Genomic DNA, 19,043 nt, shown 5'->3' with positions numbered 1-19,043 from the left:
AAACCTGCTGTCTTTTGTCAACTAGTTTTGCTCGACTTTTTCTTTGTCCAGCAGTGCTTTCGAGCACTTCGTCAAGAACAAATAATACTTTACTCCAATTGGTAGAACTCGTCAAATAATTTTTTATGTTCGGTATTCGAGAAGTACTAAATCAAAATTAGTTTAAGCTAATTACTAATATCATCATTATCTCTAATTATAATATTTATTTTAAAATAAAATATTCGTAATTTGTTCATTTTTGGGTTGGATTTTGCAATTTTATGGCAAAAAAATTTCAATAAAAAAAGGTCGAAATCGACCTTTTAAGTTATTTAGATTAAGCTTTCTTCCTTAGTAATCTTTGTTTTACCATTCATATAAGGAACTAATACTTCAGGAACTGTTACTGTTCCGTCTTCATTTTGGTAGTTTTCCAGGATAGCTGCAACTGTTCTACCTACTGCTAATCCTGAACCGTTTAATGTGTGAGCTAAGTGTAATTTGCCATCTTCATCACGATAACGAATTTGGGCACGACGTGCTTGGAAGTCAGTACAGTTTGAACAACTGGAGATTTCACGGTACTTATCTTGAGCTGGCATCCATACTTCTAGATCATAAGTTTTTGCACTAGTAAAACTTGCATCCCCAGTTGACAATGCAACGACATGGTATGGCAAGTTCAGTTTTTGTAATAGATGTTCAGCATTCTTGGTTAATTTATCAAGTTCATTCCATGATTCTTCAGGCTTACAGATTTTAACCATTTCAACCTTTCTGAATTCATGCATTCTGATTAATCCACGAGTATCACGACCAGCTGAACCTGCTTCACTTCTGAATGCTGGAGAAAGTGCAGTTACACTAATTGGTAAGCGATCTTCATGAATAATTTCATCACGGAAGTAATTAACTAATGGAACTTCAGCAGTTGGAATTAAAGTTAAATCAAGTGGCTTGTCCGGATCATCATTATCTACAATTGTGTAAACATCTTCACGGAATTTAGGGAATTGGCCCGTACCTTGCATTGATTCATCATTAACTAAGTAAGGTGGAATTACTTCTGTATATCCTTCCTTAGTATTTTCATCTAAGAAAAAGTTAAATACAGCACGTTCAAGTAATGCACCTGCACCTTTATAGTAGACAAAACGTGCACCAGAAACTTTTGCACCACGATCCCAGTCTAAAATGTCTAAATCAGTTCCTAATTCCCAATGTGCTTTTGGTTTAAAAGATAATTTAGTAGGTTCATGCCACTTACGTACTTCTTCATTGAAGCTTTCATCAGGGCCAATTGGGTCTGAATCATCTGGGAAGTTAGGCAATCTTAACAAAATATAATTTTGCTTTTCAGTCAAGTCAGCAACTTTTTCATCGAGTTCTTTGATTTCTTGACCAACTTCACGCATTTTTTCAATCGCAGGAGTTGCATCTTCTTTGTTTCTCTTCTTTTCAGCAATTTCCTTTGAAACTTTGTTACGCTCTGCCTTTAATTGTTCACTACGGTTCAAGCCCTCACGACGATCAGCATCATTTTTTACCAATTCATCGAGTTCTTCAGGCTTAATGCCACGTCTACTAAGTTTGTCCTTAGCCCAATCAAGATTCTCGCGAATCACTTTAATATCTAACATAGTTTACCTCCACAAAAAAAGCCAATTCATCCCTCAAATTGGGACGAATTGGCTCTACATGGCTTCGCGGTACCACCCAGTTTCAACCACGAATTTCGCAGTTGCACTTCATTAAGTTGGCGATAACGGTGCCGCAATGCCGTGTAACTATTAATTACCCACATTAATGGAATCTGGAAACGACTTCTATTCGCTTACACCAAAATGCGAACTCGCTGAATCAGTCTTAGGACTCCGTGTTTTGAAATTATTTTAAGTCATTCCTACCCGTTTGGCAAATACTATTTTTAATTATATGAACATTTATATTTTAACCAAAATAAAACCACTATACTTATTGCAGCATCAAGTTAGCTCCTAACTGCAAAAAAAGAAATCCAAGCATTACTTGGGTTTCCTTTTATTTAACATTATTTACTACAAAAGCATTTGGGTTATTTCTAAAACGAGCGGAACAACAATCACAAACAATACAGTCGAAGTAGTTACAACATTAGTTGCATATTGTACATCCCCGCGCGCTTCACCTACAAGAATCGGTAAAACTGCTAAAGCAGGTGTAGCAGACTGTACTATCAAGGTTTGCTTTGCTAGCCCCGTTAATGCTGGTCCCCAGCTTCCACCAACAACAATTAAGATAATCATCAATGCTGGAACTAATACAAATCTACCAAGTAAAGCCCAAATTGTATCACGGTCGAGGTGAATAGACTTTAAACCAGCATCAGCCAAAATAATACCAATATAAATTAACGACATTGGTGTTACAATTCCACCAACCATGCCTAAAACAGCAGTAATCCAACTAGGGATTGGTACTTCAACTAGCAAGCAGAGCAAAGCAATTAAGAAACCTACTAGTGGTGCTGGTAGTAATTTCTTCCAGTTAAATTTTTGCTGTTTCTGTTTTTGTACAGTTGGATCATCACTGGAAATAAAGAAGACACCGATTGCCCAAGTTGAAACTGTATTTAATACGTAGTAAATCAAAAAATACGGCATACTTTTTTGACCAAACAGCGCAACATTTAATGGTAATCCAATAAAAATCGTATTGGCATTAGTAATCGCATTAATAAATGTCCCACGTCTACCTTTACGGATTCGTAAGACTTTGCACAGCAACCAAGCAAAGAAATAGCTTAAGGCAAAACAGATGATTGCATAAATCAGGCCACCCGTTAAACCAAATAGTTTTTCCCTCGTTAGATACTTTAAAACCGAAACAAAAATTGAGGCCGGTAAAGCAATATTCATAATCAAATACGAAATGTTACTTTTAAATTGGTCACCGAGCTTACCACTACTACGCAGCCAATACCCTAATGCAATCACTAACAGAAGTTCGACAACACTAGTCAAAGACGTAAGAAAGGCTTGCATTTATTCTCACTTCCGATCGTCTGAATAAACTGGAGACCAGCGCAAAGCTTGCACTGCTTCTTCACCATCTTGATAATCGTTTTGATTAAGGTGGTCTTTAATTGCTTGGTTAGCTACAGCCTTTGCCACAGTTTGTGAAAAGACGTTTAGTTTTTCAACCGGTGGTAAAACTGCGGCTCCTGGCTTACTTGAATCAACAATTCCACCTAGAGAATGGGCAGCAACACTAATCATCTCATCACTCAAAATCTTAGCATTGACTGCTAATGCTCCTAGGCCAAGTCCAGGATATACTAATGCATTATTAGCCTGACCAATTTCATATTTTGTTCCTTGATATTCAACAGGATCAGCTGGGATACCGGTTGCCACCAAAGCCTTTCCTTTAGTCCATTGAATCAAGTCCTGGGCTTTTGCTTCAGCTAACTGTGTCGGATTAGACAGTGGGAAAATAATTGGACGCTCAGTATGAGCTGCCATTTCTGTCACAATTTCTTGCGTAAAAGCACCAGATCTAGTCGAAGTTCCGACTAAAATGTCTGGATGTACTGCTTGCACAACACTCTTTAAATCTGTTAGTTGCTCCGGATGGGCAAACTCAGCCTTTTTTCTAACAAAAGGCTTCTGGGCGGGAGTTAAATCAGGGGTATCCTCAAATAGCAATCCCTGTTTATCAACCAGGTAAAAATGTTTTCGTGCTTCATCTGGTTTCATCCCCATTTGCAACATTTCAGCATATACTTGTTCAACAATCCCAGTTCCAGCAGTTCCGGCACCAAAGCAAACATATTTTTGCTCGGTTAGCTTTTGCCCACTTATTTTTAGCGCGCCTAAAATTCCCGCTAAAACAATTACACCAGTTCCTTGGATATCATCGTTAAAAGTTAGGATTTGTCCGCGATAGTGTTTCAACAAATTGTCAGCATTGTCACGACCAAAATCTTCAAAATGAAGGTATAGTCCAGGAAAGAGCTTTTCAGCCGTCTGAACAAAACGATCAACAAATTGATAATATGGCTCGCCATTTATGCGCCGATGATGATTCCCCAGATAGAGCGAATCACTCAGCAACTTCTCATTGTTTGTTCCAACATCAAGTACTACTGGTAAAACACATGCAGGATCGACACCTGCCGCAGCAGTATAAACCATCAACTTACCAACAGAAATGTCGACACCCTGCGTGCCCCAATCACCTATTCCTAAAATCTCTTCACCATCGGTTACTACAATTAGTTTGATGTCTCGTCCGTCAGCTGCATTTTTCAGGCTAGCCTCAATTTGATCAGGCTCATCAATGGAAAGAAAAGCGGCATTCTGTGGATTAACAAACAAATGACTATAATTTTCAATTGATTCCGCAATTGTCGGATCATAAACAATGGGCATAAACTCAGTTACGTGTTCACTAAAGATCTTAAAAAACAAAACACGATTTGTATTAAAAACAGTCATGAGAAAAATGCGCTTTTCCAAATTAGTCTTTTTCTCTTGGTATTGCAGATAAACTTCACGCGCTTGTTCCTCAAGCGTTTGCTGTTTTGGCGGCAGCATTCCTTCTAAATGATATTGCTCACGCTGCTCTTTGGTATAAGCAGTGCCACGATTCAAAAACGGATCATTTAATCTTGTTTGACCTATCTTATCCATTTTGGACACTCTCCCATCTGTGTAATAATATATTCATTTATTAACACTTTCAGGGTATTCCCTTTATGTAGCAAGTTCAAATAATTAGCTTACTTAAGGTAATTAGCACTTTTTACAGACTCAATTTAATGCTTTTTAGTTAGCGTAACTATTTTTAGCAAAAAAGTCTGGGAAACTGTATTTCCCAGACTCAAGTTCAATGGTCTTTCAGCCACCGTGCTTTTTTTAGCACGTAATATTTTTCTTCGTATTTAAACAGATTGCTAATCTGACTTAGGTCAACCGCATAAGCATAGTCAAAACCTAGCGTCTCGAGCAATTTTTGTGAACGCAGGTTCTGCTTAAAAGTGCCGGCCCAAATTTCTCTTTGTTGCAACTTTTTAAATGCAAAATCAAATAGTAAGGTTAACGCCTCTGTCATATAACCATGGCCTTCAAACGCACGATCAAGTAGAAAGCCAACTTCCTTGGTATCTAGCAGTTCTTTTTCGCTCGTTCCTCGTTCATATAGTTCGACCAAGCCGATTATTTCTTCTGTTTGCATTAGACAAACCGCATAACTATACTTGCGTGCAGCGTATTGACCAGCGGCAACTTCTGCTTGGGCAAAATTGTCATAGTGCTGGAAGGCAGCCAGCTGCTTGTAATAATCGTCCTGACCCCATTTTAACAATACTTCTGCATCAGTATTTTGAAAGGGTCTTAAAAACACCCGACTACTCATTACTTACCAACAATCTTGAGAAGCCAGTCCATCCCAAACATTAAAGCAAAACTATAAGCTGCGATTGTCCATGGTTTACCTAAAATAATGATCCAGAAATATGTCCAGAATTTCATGTCTGTCAATCCTGCTAATAAACATAAGACATCATCCGGAGCCATTGGCGCAACTATACAGATTGCAAAGAACCAGTTGAACTTATTCTGATTTTTAGTCCATTTCATATACTTATCAAGGGTCTTTTCGGACACAATGTGCAGAATAAAGGGCCTACCATAAAAGCGGGCTAAAAAGAAGTTGATAATCGAACCGATACAGACCCCAACGTAGTTATAAATAAAGCCTGCTAAAGGGCCAAAGAACACAACTCCACCTAGCAAAGACACTCCACCCGGAATAATTGGAATAACCACTTGAATAATCTGGATTAGCACGAAAATAACTGGGCCGATAATTCTTTTATCAGCCAGATATGCTTTCATTTTTGCTTGACTAGTAAAAATCCCTAAGTTGTACCAGTAAATACATAATAAAATGATGATAATCCCGCTAACAACGGTCAAGATATTAATTAATTTTCGACTGGTTTTAGCTGACAGATGCATAGCTTACCTCCAATATTAGGGCTCATTTTACCAAAAAACTTAGTCTAATGATTAGTTTTTACGTCATTTAACTTAATAATTAAAATATTTTAACTTTTTTAAAGATTGCACTTAAATTTGCATCATGTAACTTAATGATAAACTAAAAAGAAGAAATTAAACGTACTAATAACTTTTATTTAAGTATAGTCCATCTAAACAATTAAAAAATAGTAGCCTAAATAATTGGGAGGAAATAGACAATGACAGAGATTTTAACTGATATCATCTTCGACGAGCAAAAGCAATTAGCGACAGATATTTATTTGCCCCAAGGCAACGCAAAAACCAAAATTTTGCTATTTTGGCACGGTGGCGGTTGGTTCCGTGGCGATAAAAGCAATCTTAAAGAGTTATGCCTGATGGCAGCTAATCGTGGTTTTCTTGTTTTTGCCCCTAATTATTCACTTGCTCCTCAAGCAACTTTTCCTGCTGCACATGAAGACAGCACTAATTTTGTTAAATGGCTATTAAACAGTAAATATGTCGCAGAAGGAACACAAATCAGTCAAATTGGCGTTAGTAGTGGGGGGACGCTAGCCTTACTAGTTGCAGGAAAATATGGCTTTCCAGCCGTTACGTGGTCTGCGCCCGTATCATTCTCTAATTGGATGCAAGATCATCCCACAGTTAAGCCATCACCTCAGGCTCATAAAGATTTTGGAACAGAAGACTTGAATGAAATCAATGACTCATTTTACAAGTATTTCGCTTTAACCTATGCCGGTTCACCAAAAATGAGCACGCTCAAACTAATCGATGCAGCGTCATATGATTACCACAATCTCCATCAGCTTTTAATGATTAATTCAACTGATGAATTAGCACCAACTAAATATCTGCTTGCTTTTATTAACTATTTAGCCAGTCAAAATCTTGGGATTGAACTCAAATTAATTCCTGGTAAACGTCATGCAATGGCGTATGCCAGCGAGTACATTGATTTTTCTTTGACATATCTCGAAAACAGTTTAATGAATAATCAGCAGTAATACCGGTTAATTAAAAGTTAAAATTAGTAGCTAGTGCAACTTTTTATTGAAAACGGTTTATAATAGAGTTTATCTATTTGTAACGTAGAAAAGTATCTTTTAAGGAGAATTAATATGGCTAAATATCAATCAGTCAATCCATATACCAATGAAACTTTTGCCAGTTACGATAATCCAACAGCTAGTCAAATTGAAGATGCAATCAACTTGGCAGATGCACTTTATCATAAATGGCGTCACGAGACTCCAGAAAGTCGCGCTGAAATTTTACACCAAGTTGCCGATGGCTTCCGCCAAAATGAGGAAGAAATGGCTAAAATAATGACTCTAGAAATGGGCAAAATGATCAACGAGTCCAAAGGAGAAGTTGAACTATGCGCATCAATTTGCGATTACTACGCTGATCATGGTCCACAGATGCTTAAACCACAACCGATTGAATCAAACTTGGGTAATGCTTATTATCTTAAGCAAGCTACAGGTGTAATTATGGCTTGTGAACCTTGGAACTTCCCACTTTATCAAGTCATTCGTGTTTTTGCGCCAAACTTTATTGTCGGTAATCCAATTTTATTAAAGCACGCACATAATGTTCCTGGTTCTGCCGCATTAACTGCCAAAATAATTAAACAGGCCGGTGCACCTGAAGGTAGCCTCATCAACCTTTACCCTAGCTACGATCAACTTGACCAAATTATTACTGATCCTCGTATACAGGGTGTTGCACTAACTGGTTCTGAACGCGGCGGGGCTTCTGTTGCAGAAAATGCCGGAAAGAACCTAAAGAAGTCAACTATGGAACTTGGCGGTAATGATGCCTTCATCGTTTTAGATGATGCGGATCCATTAGTATTGAAGAAAGCCTTAAGTTCTGCTAGAACGTATAACGACGGTCAAGTATGTACTTCATCTAAACGTATTATTGTGGTTAAATCACGCTATGATGAAGTTTTGCATGAACTAAAAAATGCTTTTTCAGTCTTAAAAGCGGGTGACCCACTCGACGCTAGCACGACATTGCCACCAATGAATTCAGCTAGATCAAGGGATAAATTAAGTAAGCAAGTTGACGAAGCCATTGACGCTGGCGCAAAGGTTTTCTACGAATATCCTGAGATTAATTCTGATGGAGCATTTTTCAGACCAATTATTTTAACGGATGTTGATAAAAATAACCCAGCTTATGACCAAGAATTCTTCGGCCCAGTTGCAATTGTTTACGAAGTAGAAGACGAAGACGAGGCCATTGCACTTGCCAATGATTCAAGCTATGGTCTAGGTTCATCCGTCATCAGTGCAGATGTTAAACATGCACAGGAAGTTGCAGCTCAAATTGAGACTGGAATGACCGTTATTAACGGAACCTGGATTAGCTCCGGAGAATTACCTTTTGGTGGAATTAAAAAATCGGGTTATGGCCGTGAATTGAGTGATTTAGGTATGATGGCATTTGTCAACGAACACTTGGTAATTGATATGCCAACGGAATAATCTTTTATAAATAAAAAAAGCTGGACTTCATAGCTGTCCAGCTTTTTTGTTACTTTTGTTTATATTTTTTGTACAGGTTGTAGCCTAATAAAATTGTCGTCATAATGCTGGATAAAATCAAGAAATAGGTCGAAGCACCTATCGAAACAGCATATAAAAGTAATTGACTAGTAATGTTCTTCAAGAAGCCTGTATTTGAAAGTGTGGTATTTGATAAGCGGAAAATTAAGTAAATGAGGAAAAGTGACTCAATTATCGACAAAGAAAATGCAATACTGCAATTCTTTTTTGTGTCCTTCAGCGTATTATAAGTAATTACAATTGGGAATAGGAAAATCAATAGCCAGATTACACAGACTTCGATTCCTGGCACTAAAGTGCTACTTGATGAAAATAAGCGTCCAGCCAGTCCAAATAAAACACGTGTAATTGACATTTTACCTGTATATGAAATGTCAGAAACGGAAGCACCAGAACCAGTAAATAAAACAATTAGATTAATAATTGCCATTAAAATGACTAGCAGTTGGGTATAGTTAAAGTGCTTTTTGACTGTTGCAACTTCTTCTTCCACTCGCTTTTCGCCCTTGGAAGGCTCTTTACCTTTTCTTTTAGACTTAACTTTTTCCTTAGACTCATCAACATTATTGAACATATTAGAGCCGAGTTGATTGACCTTTTCAGTTAACCGCTTATCCACTGTATAGCGTTCTATTTTGTTTGTTCGCACGCATACCACATAGAGCCAGATAAATAATGCAAAAAAGCAAATCCAGCCGATGCTACGAGAAAAACTCATAATCAGTAGCAATAAAATACCCAATAACAAAACAATCATACTATTGGCACGAATCCAATCGAGCATCCTTGCAACAATTATATTTTGCTTTTTAGGGTAAAACTCTTGGCGGTAGTCTTCTCTTCTTGTAACAGTTCGTTCTGCTTCTTGTTTTTCTTTATTTTGAGGTTCGCGGGAGGCATCAGCAAAAAAGAGATCACGATATTTTTGTACATCAAAGTGACAATTAGGACAAGTCGTATCCTCTGCTGAAATTTTTCGCCCACAATTTGGACAAGTAGTCATAAAAAACATCCTTTGCTTGTAGTTAAATTGATACACTAATCATAAAACAAAAAAGGTGATAAAGAAAATTTCTTTATCACTCTTTTTAATGAAAAATCATTGTAAACCTTCAATTTTTGCTTTAAGTTCTTTGATTTCCGCAATTGTTGCATTAGGTGACAGCATTAAGCTATCCAATTTAAACTTAAGCAATTCAAGTTCATTTGCATTGCTTTTCTCATTTTCATTAACTGGTGGTTCAGAAACCAGCAATTTTTTACTCTTAATCTGCCACTCTTTCAGCTTAATTTGATTAACAAATGCTTGGTCATGAGATACCAAAATAATTGCAAATGGATAATTTGTGATGAATTCGGCTAATGCGTTAATTGACCCAATATCCAAAAAGTTAGTTGGCTCGTCTAATAGCAGCAAATTATATTGCCCGGTAATGATCTTAGCTAAATTAAAGCAGACCAGCTGTCCACCGCTTAAACTACTAATCTTTTGTTGTGCAAACTGCTTCAAGTGCAAATCACCTAGAATCTGCATTGTTGAACTGTCATCAAACATACTGGTTTCATTAAGCGATGCAATCAATGTTTGATCAGTTTGTTTTACACAAATATTCTGATCAAAATAGCCAATTTTTAATTTGGGGCTATAATAACCCACTAATTCCCGATGCTTAATTTGTTTTAAAAAGACGGTTTTGCCTACTCCATTTTGGCCAGCCAATAACACTTTTGTTTGGAAATCTATGTTAATTTCATTGTCAATGGTAAAGAGATTACGCTTAAAAGCCTGAACTTTCTGCTTATTTAGCCTAATTGCTTTATCATTACTGATATCTGCAATAGCTTGCTTTTCTGTTCCATTTTTAAATGTAATGGAACGACGAACCTGTGGCTTTTCGAGCTTAGCTTTCTCTCGGTTAAGTTTATTAGTCAGGTTTTTACTAGCCTTAATGACGCTGTTCTTGGCTCTTTGCTTACCCAATGATTTCGACCGCCAACCAGACGACGACAGACCTTTTTTATTCTTATTAAAGGTTCTTGCCTTATTGAGTTTCTGATTGGAACTAACTTGCAACTGATTAACACGCTTTTTTTGTTGCTCATACTCTTTTTCAAGAAAGTGCCGCTTATCAGCTTGAAACCGTTGAAATTCAGAATATGTTCCTGTAAAACCGCTGGCCTTTTGCTTTTGAATGTACCAAATATTATTACAAATTTGACTTAGAAAATTTTGATCATGACTAACTATTAAACACGCAATCTTGCTTTTTTGTAGTAATTGAACCAACCATTTTTGCTGTTTAACGTCCAAATTAGAAGTTGGTTCGTCCAACAATAATAAACCATTGGACATATTTTTTAATTTAGCAATTGCTAGTTCAATCGCCAATTTTTCTCGTTGTCCACCGCTCTTGTCCTTTGCATCGAGCAATTGGGGAACATAAGCAAAATTACAATTTCTGGTAATTTTGCCTTTAGTTGTAAATGAATCGGTCATATCTTGTTGAGCAAGTATGTTAACTAGAGTAGTTTTGCCAACTCCGTTGTCTCCAATTAAACCGATTTTTTGACCTGAAGTAACATTTAAACTGTCAATTTCAAGTAATTTGGTAGCTGCAACGTCAATTTGTAAATGATCTATTTTAATTAATTCCACTTTAAACACCTCAATGTGTAAGTACGCTATTAATTTGCTTTTTACCAAATTAATATCTTGCCTCGCCCCACGTTGAGCTGATAATTAATTTTCCTGTTTAAAAAGTGATTTAATTATTTAGCTATCTGTAGAGCTTTATTGATTATTTACATCTCTTGACATTTCAGTTCTCCTCATAATTCTGTTAATAAGTTAATTAGCGTCATTTTAGCTTATCTTAAAAATTTTGTAAAGCTAGTCTAGATATACAAAAAAGATTGAACACTCAAAATAAGCAATTCAATCTTTTAAAATTCTATTGTTTAACTCGTTTACTCTTATTCCAGTGCACGCCTTCATAAGTCAGTTTAACTGCTGCAGATAGCGTGATTGGCATAATGAAAACTAAAATAATTAGTCCGATAATTACAGTTAAAGCAACTTCAATTAAAGTTGGAATACCTGATGGAATCAATGCAGCGAAGGTACCACCTAAAATAATTGCAGCTGAAACAACAACCGTTCCGATAATACCACAAGCTTTAAGCATTCGTTCACTCGGCTTGCCTCCCTCAATTGCACGATAGCGCGTCATCAAGAAGATACTATAGTCTACACCTAAGGCAATTAACAAAATAAAGCCAAAGAATGGTGTATTCCAAGTTAACATGTCTTTGCCCATTGTTGCCTTAACTACCCATTCAGTAATTGATAATGAGCAGAAGTACGCAATAAGTAATGTACCCAAAATATATAGAGGTTGCAATAATGAACGAGTAACGAAAATCAATGCGATTCCGATACCAATCAACATAATTGCGGCTGTTCTGATAAAGTCCTTGTTGGCAATATCCTTAATATCAGCAATGTTTGAGCTTTCTCCTCCCATTGCGATAGTTGCTTTATCAAGTCTTGTACCTGCTAAAGACTTTTTAGCCATTAAGCTTAAGTCTTGCGCCTTCTTGGTTGCCTTGGTGCTACTTGGGTTTGAACTAAAGACAATCATGATCATTGCTGATTTTTTATCAGGGCTCAGATAGTTCTTAACCGAGGTTTGGAACATATCATTCTTGATAAATTCCTTAGGAATATAGAAACTATCTGCTGCTGATGAACTAGCAAGTCCAGTAAGATAAGCTCCACCTTGACCCAAGCCACTGTTAACTTCATCTAAACCTGAAGTTAACTTAGGAGTATTATCTGCTAACTGACCTGCACCGGAATTCAATTTTCCTACACTTGAGTTCAGTTGACCTACGCTTGAGTTCAATTGACCAAGACTAGAATTAAGTTGGCCTATTCCGCCGTTTAAAGTGGAGGCACCGCTGCTTAATTGACCTGAAGCTGAAGCTAGTCTACCAACACCTGATTGTAATTCACCCATCTGGCCAGAAACATTTGGCATTGAAGCTGAAGCTTGTGCCCATGATTTTTCAAGTGCAGCACCTGCTGCTTGCATTGCAGCCATCTTTTGTTGTGGTGTCAAGCCTGGAATGCTATTCATGCTTTGGGCCAAGTTAGCCTTGTAGCTCTTTTCCAAGGCTGCTTTAGTATTGGCTTGAGCTGAAGCAATACCTTGAGAACCAGCTGCTAATTGAGAATTAAGTTGGTTCAAGCCGCTAGTCATTTGTTGCGTACCGCTTTGGAGTCTTCCAGCACCACCTTGCAATTGACCAGCACCACTTTGAAGTTGGCCGGTTCCGCTTTGGAGCTGTCCGGTACCATTTTGTAATTGGCTTGTTCCACTAGCCAACTGACTCGCACCAGTTGATAACTGCTTACTTGCTTTACTTAGTTTACTTAAACCAGCTCGAGCTTGGTCGACACCCTTATTAACTGTGTTTAATTGGTTGTTAACATAAAGTTGATCAATTCGTTCTCCATATGGTTGAGTAACAGAAGTTACTAGAGAAACATCCCCAGAAGATTGAATTTGTCTAGTAAGTTGATCAAGCAGTCTCAAATCTGCTTCATTGTCTAATTTATGATCACTCTTGATATAAAGGGTTGATGGTTCTGCCATCCCCTTGGAGAAGTGCTTTTCAACTACAAGCATTCCTGCCTTGGCAGGGGTAGCATTATCAATTTCATCAGTATCATCATAATTAAGATGACCTGAGTACATTAAAGCAAATGGTGTTACCACAACTGCTAAAACGACTAAATAGATAATTGGATGAGCCATAGTACTCTTAGAGATACCATGCCAGAGCTTATCTTCATGTTCACCAGTAAATTTCTTAACTGGCCAGAACATTTTTTCGCCTAAAACAGCCATGAAGAATGGGTTCAGTGTTAACAAAACAACCAGTAGGATAGCGACACCAACTGCAACACCGACTGCAGATTGGTAAATTGAGAATTTAGCTAAGCTAAGAGCTGAAAAACCAATTAAGATCGATGATCCTGAATACAAGATTGTCTTACCTGCTACCTTAAGTGCATCCTTCATCGCACCATAGCGATCAAGGCCATTACCTAGATTTTCTTTGAATTTATCATACAGTAAAATGTTGTAATCCGTTCCGATTCCGAACAACACAATGATCATAAAAACTTGTGTAAAGTTTGAAAATGGGAAGTTTTGATACTTAACTAGATTGGTAACAATCGAGAAAGCAGTGATAAATGAAACACCAACTGTTAACAAAGAAATTAATGGCACGATTGGTGACTTAAAGACAATTACAAGAACAATGAAAATGAAGACAATGGTAATGACTTCAGTCTTTTTAATTCCCTCTTGAATTGAGTTAGAGAAGGCGTTCTGTAAAACGTCTGCACCGGTGACATAAGTTCTGATACCTGCAGTTTTAACAGCCTTGGTTAATTCCTGCTCTACTTCATTAATTGGAGCGTGTTTTTTTGCAACGTTAACTTGTAAAATCCAAGTAGTCTTGTCCTTGGACTGTAGTTGCTTTTTGGTAGCGATATTATCATCTGGTGCTAAGACCATCTTAATACCGTATTTATCCTGATTTTCTTTAATGCGATCAATTGTGTCATTAATTGCATTCTTATCGTCTGCAGTTAATTTGCCGTTTTTCTTATTAAAAACAACTGCAATTTGATAAGTGTTCTTTTGCTTAGGTCCCCAATCATTTTGAATTGATTGTGCGACCTCACTTTGAACATCCTGTGGTAAGGAAATGTTTGAGTGCTCACGCGTTAATCCAGTAACGTCTGGCAGTGCCACAACAGAAATAATCAGGATTAAAACCCATGCAATAAATGAAAAAATATGATTTTTAAATAATTTTTGCACTTTGTTTTTCCTCTCTATTCTTCCAAAATATTTTTCGGCTGGACCAGTTTGATAATCATATCATGGTAGCCTTGATCAGCCTCGGTACTGGTTTCACCCTCAATCGACGCGGACACATCTAAAAAGATATAGCCCAAAACGGCGCCAATTAAGGAATGAAGCGAAACAGTGCTGTCGCTTCTTAAATTCAGTTTGTCAGCAAATGCAATTATGTTCATGATTTCCTTAGTAATTGCATCTTCCGGCTTATACTCATTGAGGTGATAAAGAATGCTAAACAATGCAGGATCGTTCAAAATAAAATTGCGAACGATATCTGCAAATTTAAATAATGCCTCTTTACCTGAAAGTCCAATCAGATTGTCAACTAACTGTTTACTTAGAATTTTAATCCTACTTGCACCAACAAGTGATAATAATTGCTTACGACCAGAAACATAGTGGTAAAGAGATTGCGAACGAACACCAAGCTCCTTAGCCAAGCTAGGCAGCGTTGTTGCCGATAATCCTTTTTGACCAATCATTTCTGTTGCCTTAGCAATCACTTTATCGAGATCAAGGCTTCTTTTTTTAACCAACTTCATCCCTCCCTCTGACAGCATAGGAAACAATATAACACTACAAACCGCAGAATACAATCTACAGACTGTAGATTAATTAAAAAAATTTCCAAATTGACTAAAATCTTGGTTTAACAGGGTTTTTGCATTAAAAATACCTCAAAAGCAAGTTAGCTCTTAAGGCATTTTTAAATTTATTTTATCTATTTAAAGAAATTGCTGACGACTTCTCCAAGTTTAGCAAACTTTTTATTTGAATTACTCCAAACGGCTACACAGTATGCTTGACCATTATTTTCAATAATAGCAACACTAGAACGATCATCACCAATCGCATATACAGTCGCGTCGTGAATCTTTTGTACTAATTTTGGCTTTTGTCCTGTTGCGTTTTGATTCAATGATCCAAGTGTCAAATTAGAATACTGACGACTTAGTGTTTTATTTTTGTACAAGTCATCCATTACAGCGACCATATCGTTTGCTGTTGTTTGAGCTAAAGGATTGGCTGTATATTTTTTACTAAATTTAGTGGAACTAGCCCCCATCTTTTTAGCCATAGCATTAACTTTTTGCGGTTTGACCTTGCGGAGTAAAACATTTCCTGCGGTTTTATTCCCCTGCATCAGTGTCTGCCTTAAAAAAGATGTTCCATAAGCTATTCCAGGTTGTAAAGCCTTTTCACCTTTAGCACGATCCGACTTTTTGACCTTAATTGCTGAATGACTGGTAAGCTTGCCGTGTTCTTCTTGGTAAAAAACTGCTGCTAGTAAAAATAACCGCCCAGTCCCAGTAACACCATGTGCTTTAGTGGTATTTGCCACGCGTGCAAACTTGCCAGAATTAAGGTCCTGAACTGCAACTTGGTAGCTCTGATCCTTTCCCATTAGCTTCTCAATCTGCTTGGCCCAAGTTTGATCACTACCTGAAGCAATTTGAACATGAGTCGGATATTCTACTTCAGCAACTTTTGGCTCATGCGATAGTTTACCTTTGCCACGCTCTTTTTTAACACTTTGGCTTTGACCCACAATTTCAACACTTGTATTTTGTACTCGCTTTAGGTTTAACGAATAGAGCATAAAAGCAAGTAATGTCGTAATCAGTGAGCCAATAATAACCTTGTTTTTCATATATCTACCTCAATTAAAAGAAGTGGTGTCGTTTCATCAAGATGATCAGCCAAAGCATTAACACAATTCCAATCAGCGAAATAAAAATCCAATCGGTTGAGCTATGACCTACCGGTAAACTTACGTTCATGCCATAAAAACCCGTTAGGATAGTTGGAATAGTCAGAACCAAAGACCAAACTGTCAAAAACTTCATCGTATCGTTCAGATTATTGTTCATCATATTATTGGATGTCGCAGACAAAGTTTGCGTAACCTGTTGCGAAATTTTGACCATTTCTGCGGACTGATTAGACTCAATTAAAACATCATCTAAGCGCTCACGAGCAGGTTTGGTAAAATCAAGTTCTGAAAGCTTCAAACTGTGAAGCATCATCAAATTGGTTTGGATTGAACTAGATAAGTAAACCAAACTTTTTTCAATATTAGATAATTCAACTAAGTCCCTATTGTCGATATCACCAGACAATTTTTGATCCAAAGTATTGCGCTGAACATCTAGCTGCGTAACTGCACGTTGGAAATACTGCGATAAAAACAGCAAAAATTTCATCAACAATTCGGTTACATCTTGTGCTAATGATAATTCGCGTCTCATTGCACGGTCATTAAACTCGTCAAACACATAACTAGTTGATTCTGTATGGAAGGTAAAAATGTTTTCTCCGGATACTAAAAAGGTTACCGGGTGAGCTGTAAAATGCTTGATGGTTTGTGTCGGCCAAATGGGCACATCATAAACAAGCAAGTGAATATGGGTATGGGTGTCATAATCATAGTGCGGACGTTCATGACGGTCGGAAATATAAGAGATCATGTCGGGCGTGAAATTAAAATCATCTTGCAGTTTGTTACTGTCTTCTTCACTCAAATTGCTGATATCATACCACTTATATTTAGTTTCTACCGGAAATCTTTGCTCTTTGATCATTTTCCCCATCCTTAGATTGGTTAGCTTTCTAGTTATAATGAAAGCTATTGATTTGCTTATCTTATCTTACCATTCCTTTGCAAAACGACAACTAAAAAAGCAGGCTAAAAAGCCCACTTTTTAATTATTTATATTTTTATTGTTTCCATGCAGCATCAAATTTTGTCTTACCGGTTTTAATTGCACTATTAACATTACGGTCCTTTTGTGCAGCAGATAAAATTGACTGCATAATTGGTTTCAATTCACTAAATACTGCATTAGAATTTTTAATTACAGGCACACTGTATAGTGAGTTAGTTGACAGAATATCCTCTAACTTAGCAGGTAACATAAATTCTTTATTTTCCTTATATTCAGCTGACTTCGTAGCATCTTCATTAACTGGAATATAGCCGGTTTCTTTTGCCCACTTAATTTGGTTTTCCTTAGATGATAGGAATTTCATAAATTTGAATGCAGCGGCCTTTTCCATTGCACTGGCGTGGCTAAACATATAGATGTCAGTACCTTGTTGCATTGTGTATTTACCAGGAAGAGGAGCTATTTCATATTTAAAGTCCTTCTTAGCAGCTTGCTTAATCCAAGTTTCGGTTGATGATGAAGTAACAAACATTGCTAGCTTTTGGTTAGTGAATGGTACATATAGGTACTTATCAGAACCAGGCATTCTGAAGTAACCTGCTTTTTCACCTTTTACGAAGTAGTCTAAAACGCGTGAAGATTCCTTGCCAGTAAAGTCAACTTTGTTGGAGAAGTTTTGGCCTTCATTTTTCATCCCTAATACGTAGTAGTTGTTAAGGTTATCAAAACCTGCACCTACAACCTTGTGATTACTCTTTTGGTAAATTGTTTGTGCAGCCTGCTTTAATTCAGCATTAGTTGAAGGTACCTTAGTGATACCGTACTTCTTCAACATGTCAGGATTGTAAATCAAAACTTCGATTGACTTGTTAAATGGAATACCGTATTGTGTACCGTTAATTTGGGCACCATCAAGCATACCTTGTTTAATTTCTGATGCAGCAACACTTCCCCAACCAACTTCTTTGTTATTAATGTAAGGAGTCAGGTTTACTAACATCTTGTTCTTAGCAGCACTTTGAAGCCAACCAGGATATGCCTGGGTAATTGTTGGCAAGTTCTTTGGTGACTGCATTGTAGAAGTCAACTTAGCCTGTAAATTGTCGTAATCGCCTTGTTGTTCAAGCTTAATTTTAATATTAGAATTTTTAGCTTCAAATTCTTTGGCAAGTTTCTTTAGCGTAGTCTCTTGCTGACCTTGCATCCCATGCCAGAAAACAACAGTCGTTTTCTTCGTTACCTTCGGTATCTTATTTGTGTCAGAAGTTGAAGATGACGACGAGCCACCATTCGAACAAGCAGCAGTACCTACTAAAGCTAATCCGGCTACAGCTAATGCTGCCAGTTTTTTACCAAAATTCATTTTTGATTTTTCCTCCAAAATCGGTGTTTAATCAACACGTTTTTTTGTCAATTATTTTATTCTTGTCTATTGTATAGCAGTAAAAGAAAGATTACAACAAAAACATTCGCTTTTATCTCGATATTAATCTGTTTTTGCAATTAAAGTTCGTTTTTGAAGCAATAAACTTGCTAATGACATTTTTTTGTTCTTCTTGATCAATTTTGGCAACAAAAAAAGACTCGTCCTAAAAGGACAAGTCTTGTAAATTTCTATTCTGCTGCGTATTTACCAGCTAAGCGGCCAAAAGTTAAAGCATGGCTAGCAGTTAAACCAGGAACATGATCTGGATAGATACCCCAGAAGAACCCGCCAGAGCAATTACCAGCTGCATACAAGCCTTCAATTACCTTGTCTTGCTTGTTGATTACTTGCATCTTAGTGTTAACTCGCAGTCCATCGAGTGTAGCTAATAATCTGCCCCCAACAATCGCCCCATAATATGG

15 protein-coding genes are annotated in these 19,043 nt (G+C 37.2%); 2 read left to right on the top strand and 13 right to left on the bottom strand.

Features of this window, described 5'->3' with window-relative positions; translation table 11 throughout:
- Positions 1 to 314: 314 nt before the first annotated feature.
- The 5 genes from serS to CRG87_RS06675 all read right to left on the bottom strand — a co-directional run bounded on the left by serS (position 315) and on the right by CRG87_RS06675 (position 5,984).
- Positions 315 to 1,622 carry a serine--tRNA ligase gene (serS, locus tag CRG87_RS06695; RefSeq protein WP_074425957.1) on the bottom strand — a complete coding sequence of 436 codons (1,308 nt, stop codon included), beginning with the start codon at positions 1,620 to 1,622 and terminating at the stop codon, positions 315 to 317.
- Between the two features lie 417 nt (positions 1,623 to 2,039).
- Positions 2,040 to 3,005: an AEC family transporter gene (locus CRG87_RS06690; protein WP_074425958.1), complete on the bottom strand. Its 966-nt coding sequence runs from the start codon at positions 3,003 to 3,005 to the stop codon at positions 2,040 to 2,042.
- 6 nt (positions 3,006 to 3,011) lie between these two features.
- Complete coding sequence (locus CRG87_RS06685; RefSeq protein ID WP_074425959.1) at positions 3,012 to 4,655, bottom strand: malolactic enzyme; 1,644 nt, start codon at positions 4,653 to 4,655, stop codon at positions 3,012 to 3,014.
- 196 nt (positions 4,656 to 4,851) lie between these two features.
- A complete protein-coding gene (locus CRG87_RS06680) occupies positions 4,852 to 5,379 on the bottom strand; it encodes a GNAT family N-acetyltransferase (protein ID WP_074425960.1) in 528 nt (175 codons plus the stop codon).
- Positions 5,379 to 5,984, bottom strand: a complete 606-nt coding sequence (locus tag CRG87_RS06675; RefSeq protein WP_046306061.1) for a TVP38/TMEM64 family protein — start codon at positions 5,982 to 5,984, stop codon at positions 5,379 to 5,381. Before CRG87_RS06675 ends, CRG87_RS06680 begins: the two co-directional genes overlap by 1 nt.
- Positions 5,985 to 6,226: 242 nt before the next feature.
- Between CRG87_RS06675 and CRG87_RS06670 the strand changes: the two genes are divergently transcribed.
- Complete coding sequence (locus CRG87_RS06670) at positions 6,227 to 7,015, top strand: alpha/beta hydrolase (RefSeq protein WP_074425961.1); 789 nt, start codon at positions 6,227 to 6,229, stop codon at positions 7,013 to 7,015.
- Between the two features lie 114 nt (positions 7,016 to 7,129).
- Positions 7,130 to 8,506, top strand: a complete 1,377-nt coding sequence (locus CRG87_RS06665) for an NAD-dependent succinate-semialdehyde dehydrogenase (RefSeq protein WP_074425962.1) — start codon at positions 7,130 to 7,132, stop codon at positions 8,504 to 8,506.
- Positions 8,507 to 8,555: 49 nt separating this feature from the next.
- On the opposite strand, the gene CRG87_RS06660 is transcribed toward CRG87_RS06665, so the two are convergent.
- The 8 genes from CRG87_RS06660 to CRG87_RS06625 all read right to left on the bottom strand — a co-directional run.
- Positions 8,556 to 9,590, bottom strand: a complete 1,035-nt coding sequence (locus tag CRG87_RS06660) for a zinc ribbon domain-containing protein (protein ID WP_074425963.1) — start codon at positions 9,588 to 9,590, stop codon at positions 8,556 to 8,558.
- 96 nt (positions 9,591 to 9,686) lie between these two features.
- Positions 9,687 to 11,243, bottom strand: coding sequence for an ATP-binding cassette domain-containing protein (locus tag CRG87_RS06655; protein ID WP_074425964.1), 1,557 nt, complete (start codon positions 11,241 to 11,243; stop codon positions 9,687 to 9,689).
- Between the two features lie 295 nt (positions 11,244 to 11,538).
- A complete protein-coding gene (locus CRG87_RS06650; protein WP_074425965.1) occupies positions 11,539 to 14,487 on the bottom strand; it encodes an MMPL family transporter in 2,949 nt (982 codons plus the stop codon).
- 14 nt (positions 14,488 to 14,501) lie between these two features.
- A complete protein-coding gene (locus CRG87_RS06645) occupies positions 14,502 to 15,065 on the bottom strand; it encodes a TetR/AcrR family transcriptional regulator (RefSeq protein ID WP_074425966.1) in 564 nt (187 codons plus the stop codon).
- A gap of 185 nt (positions 15,066 to 15,250) precedes the next feature.
- Positions 15,251 to 16,180: a serine hydrolase gene (locus tag CRG87_RS06640; RefSeq protein ID WP_074425967.1), complete on the bottom strand. Its 930-nt coding sequence runs from the start codon at positions 16,178 to 16,180 to the stop codon at positions 15,251 to 15,253.
- Between the two features lie 13 nt (positions 16,181 to 16,193).
- Positions 16,194 to 17,111 carry a magnesium transporter CorA family protein gene (locus tag CRG87_RS06635; RefSeq protein ID WP_074426120.1) on the bottom strand — a complete coding sequence of 306 codons (918 nt, stop codon included), beginning with the start codon at positions 17,109 to 17,111 and terminating at the stop codon, positions 16,194 to 16,196.
- Between the two features lie 136 nt (positions 17,112 to 17,247).
- Positions 17,248 to 18,558, bottom strand: coding sequence for an extracellular solute-binding protein (locus tag CRG87_RS06630; protein WP_074425968.1), 1,311 nt, complete (start codon positions 18,556 to 18,558; stop codon positions 17,248 to 17,250).
- 251 nt (positions 18,559 to 18,809) lie between these two features.
- Positions 18,810 to 19,043: FAD-binding protein (locus CRG87_RS06625; RefSeq protein WP_133125487.1), on the bottom strand; the 234-nt coding region annotated here is incomplete at its 5' end.

Source organism: Lactobacillus apis (assembly GCF_002837055.1).
Classification (GTDB): domain Bacteria; phylum Bacillota; class Bacilli; order Lactobacillales; family Lactobacillaceae; genus Lactobacillus; species Lactobacillus apis.
The sequence above is the reverse complement of the archived record's forward strand: the minus strand, read 5'-3'. Positions and strand labels throughout refer to the sequence as shown.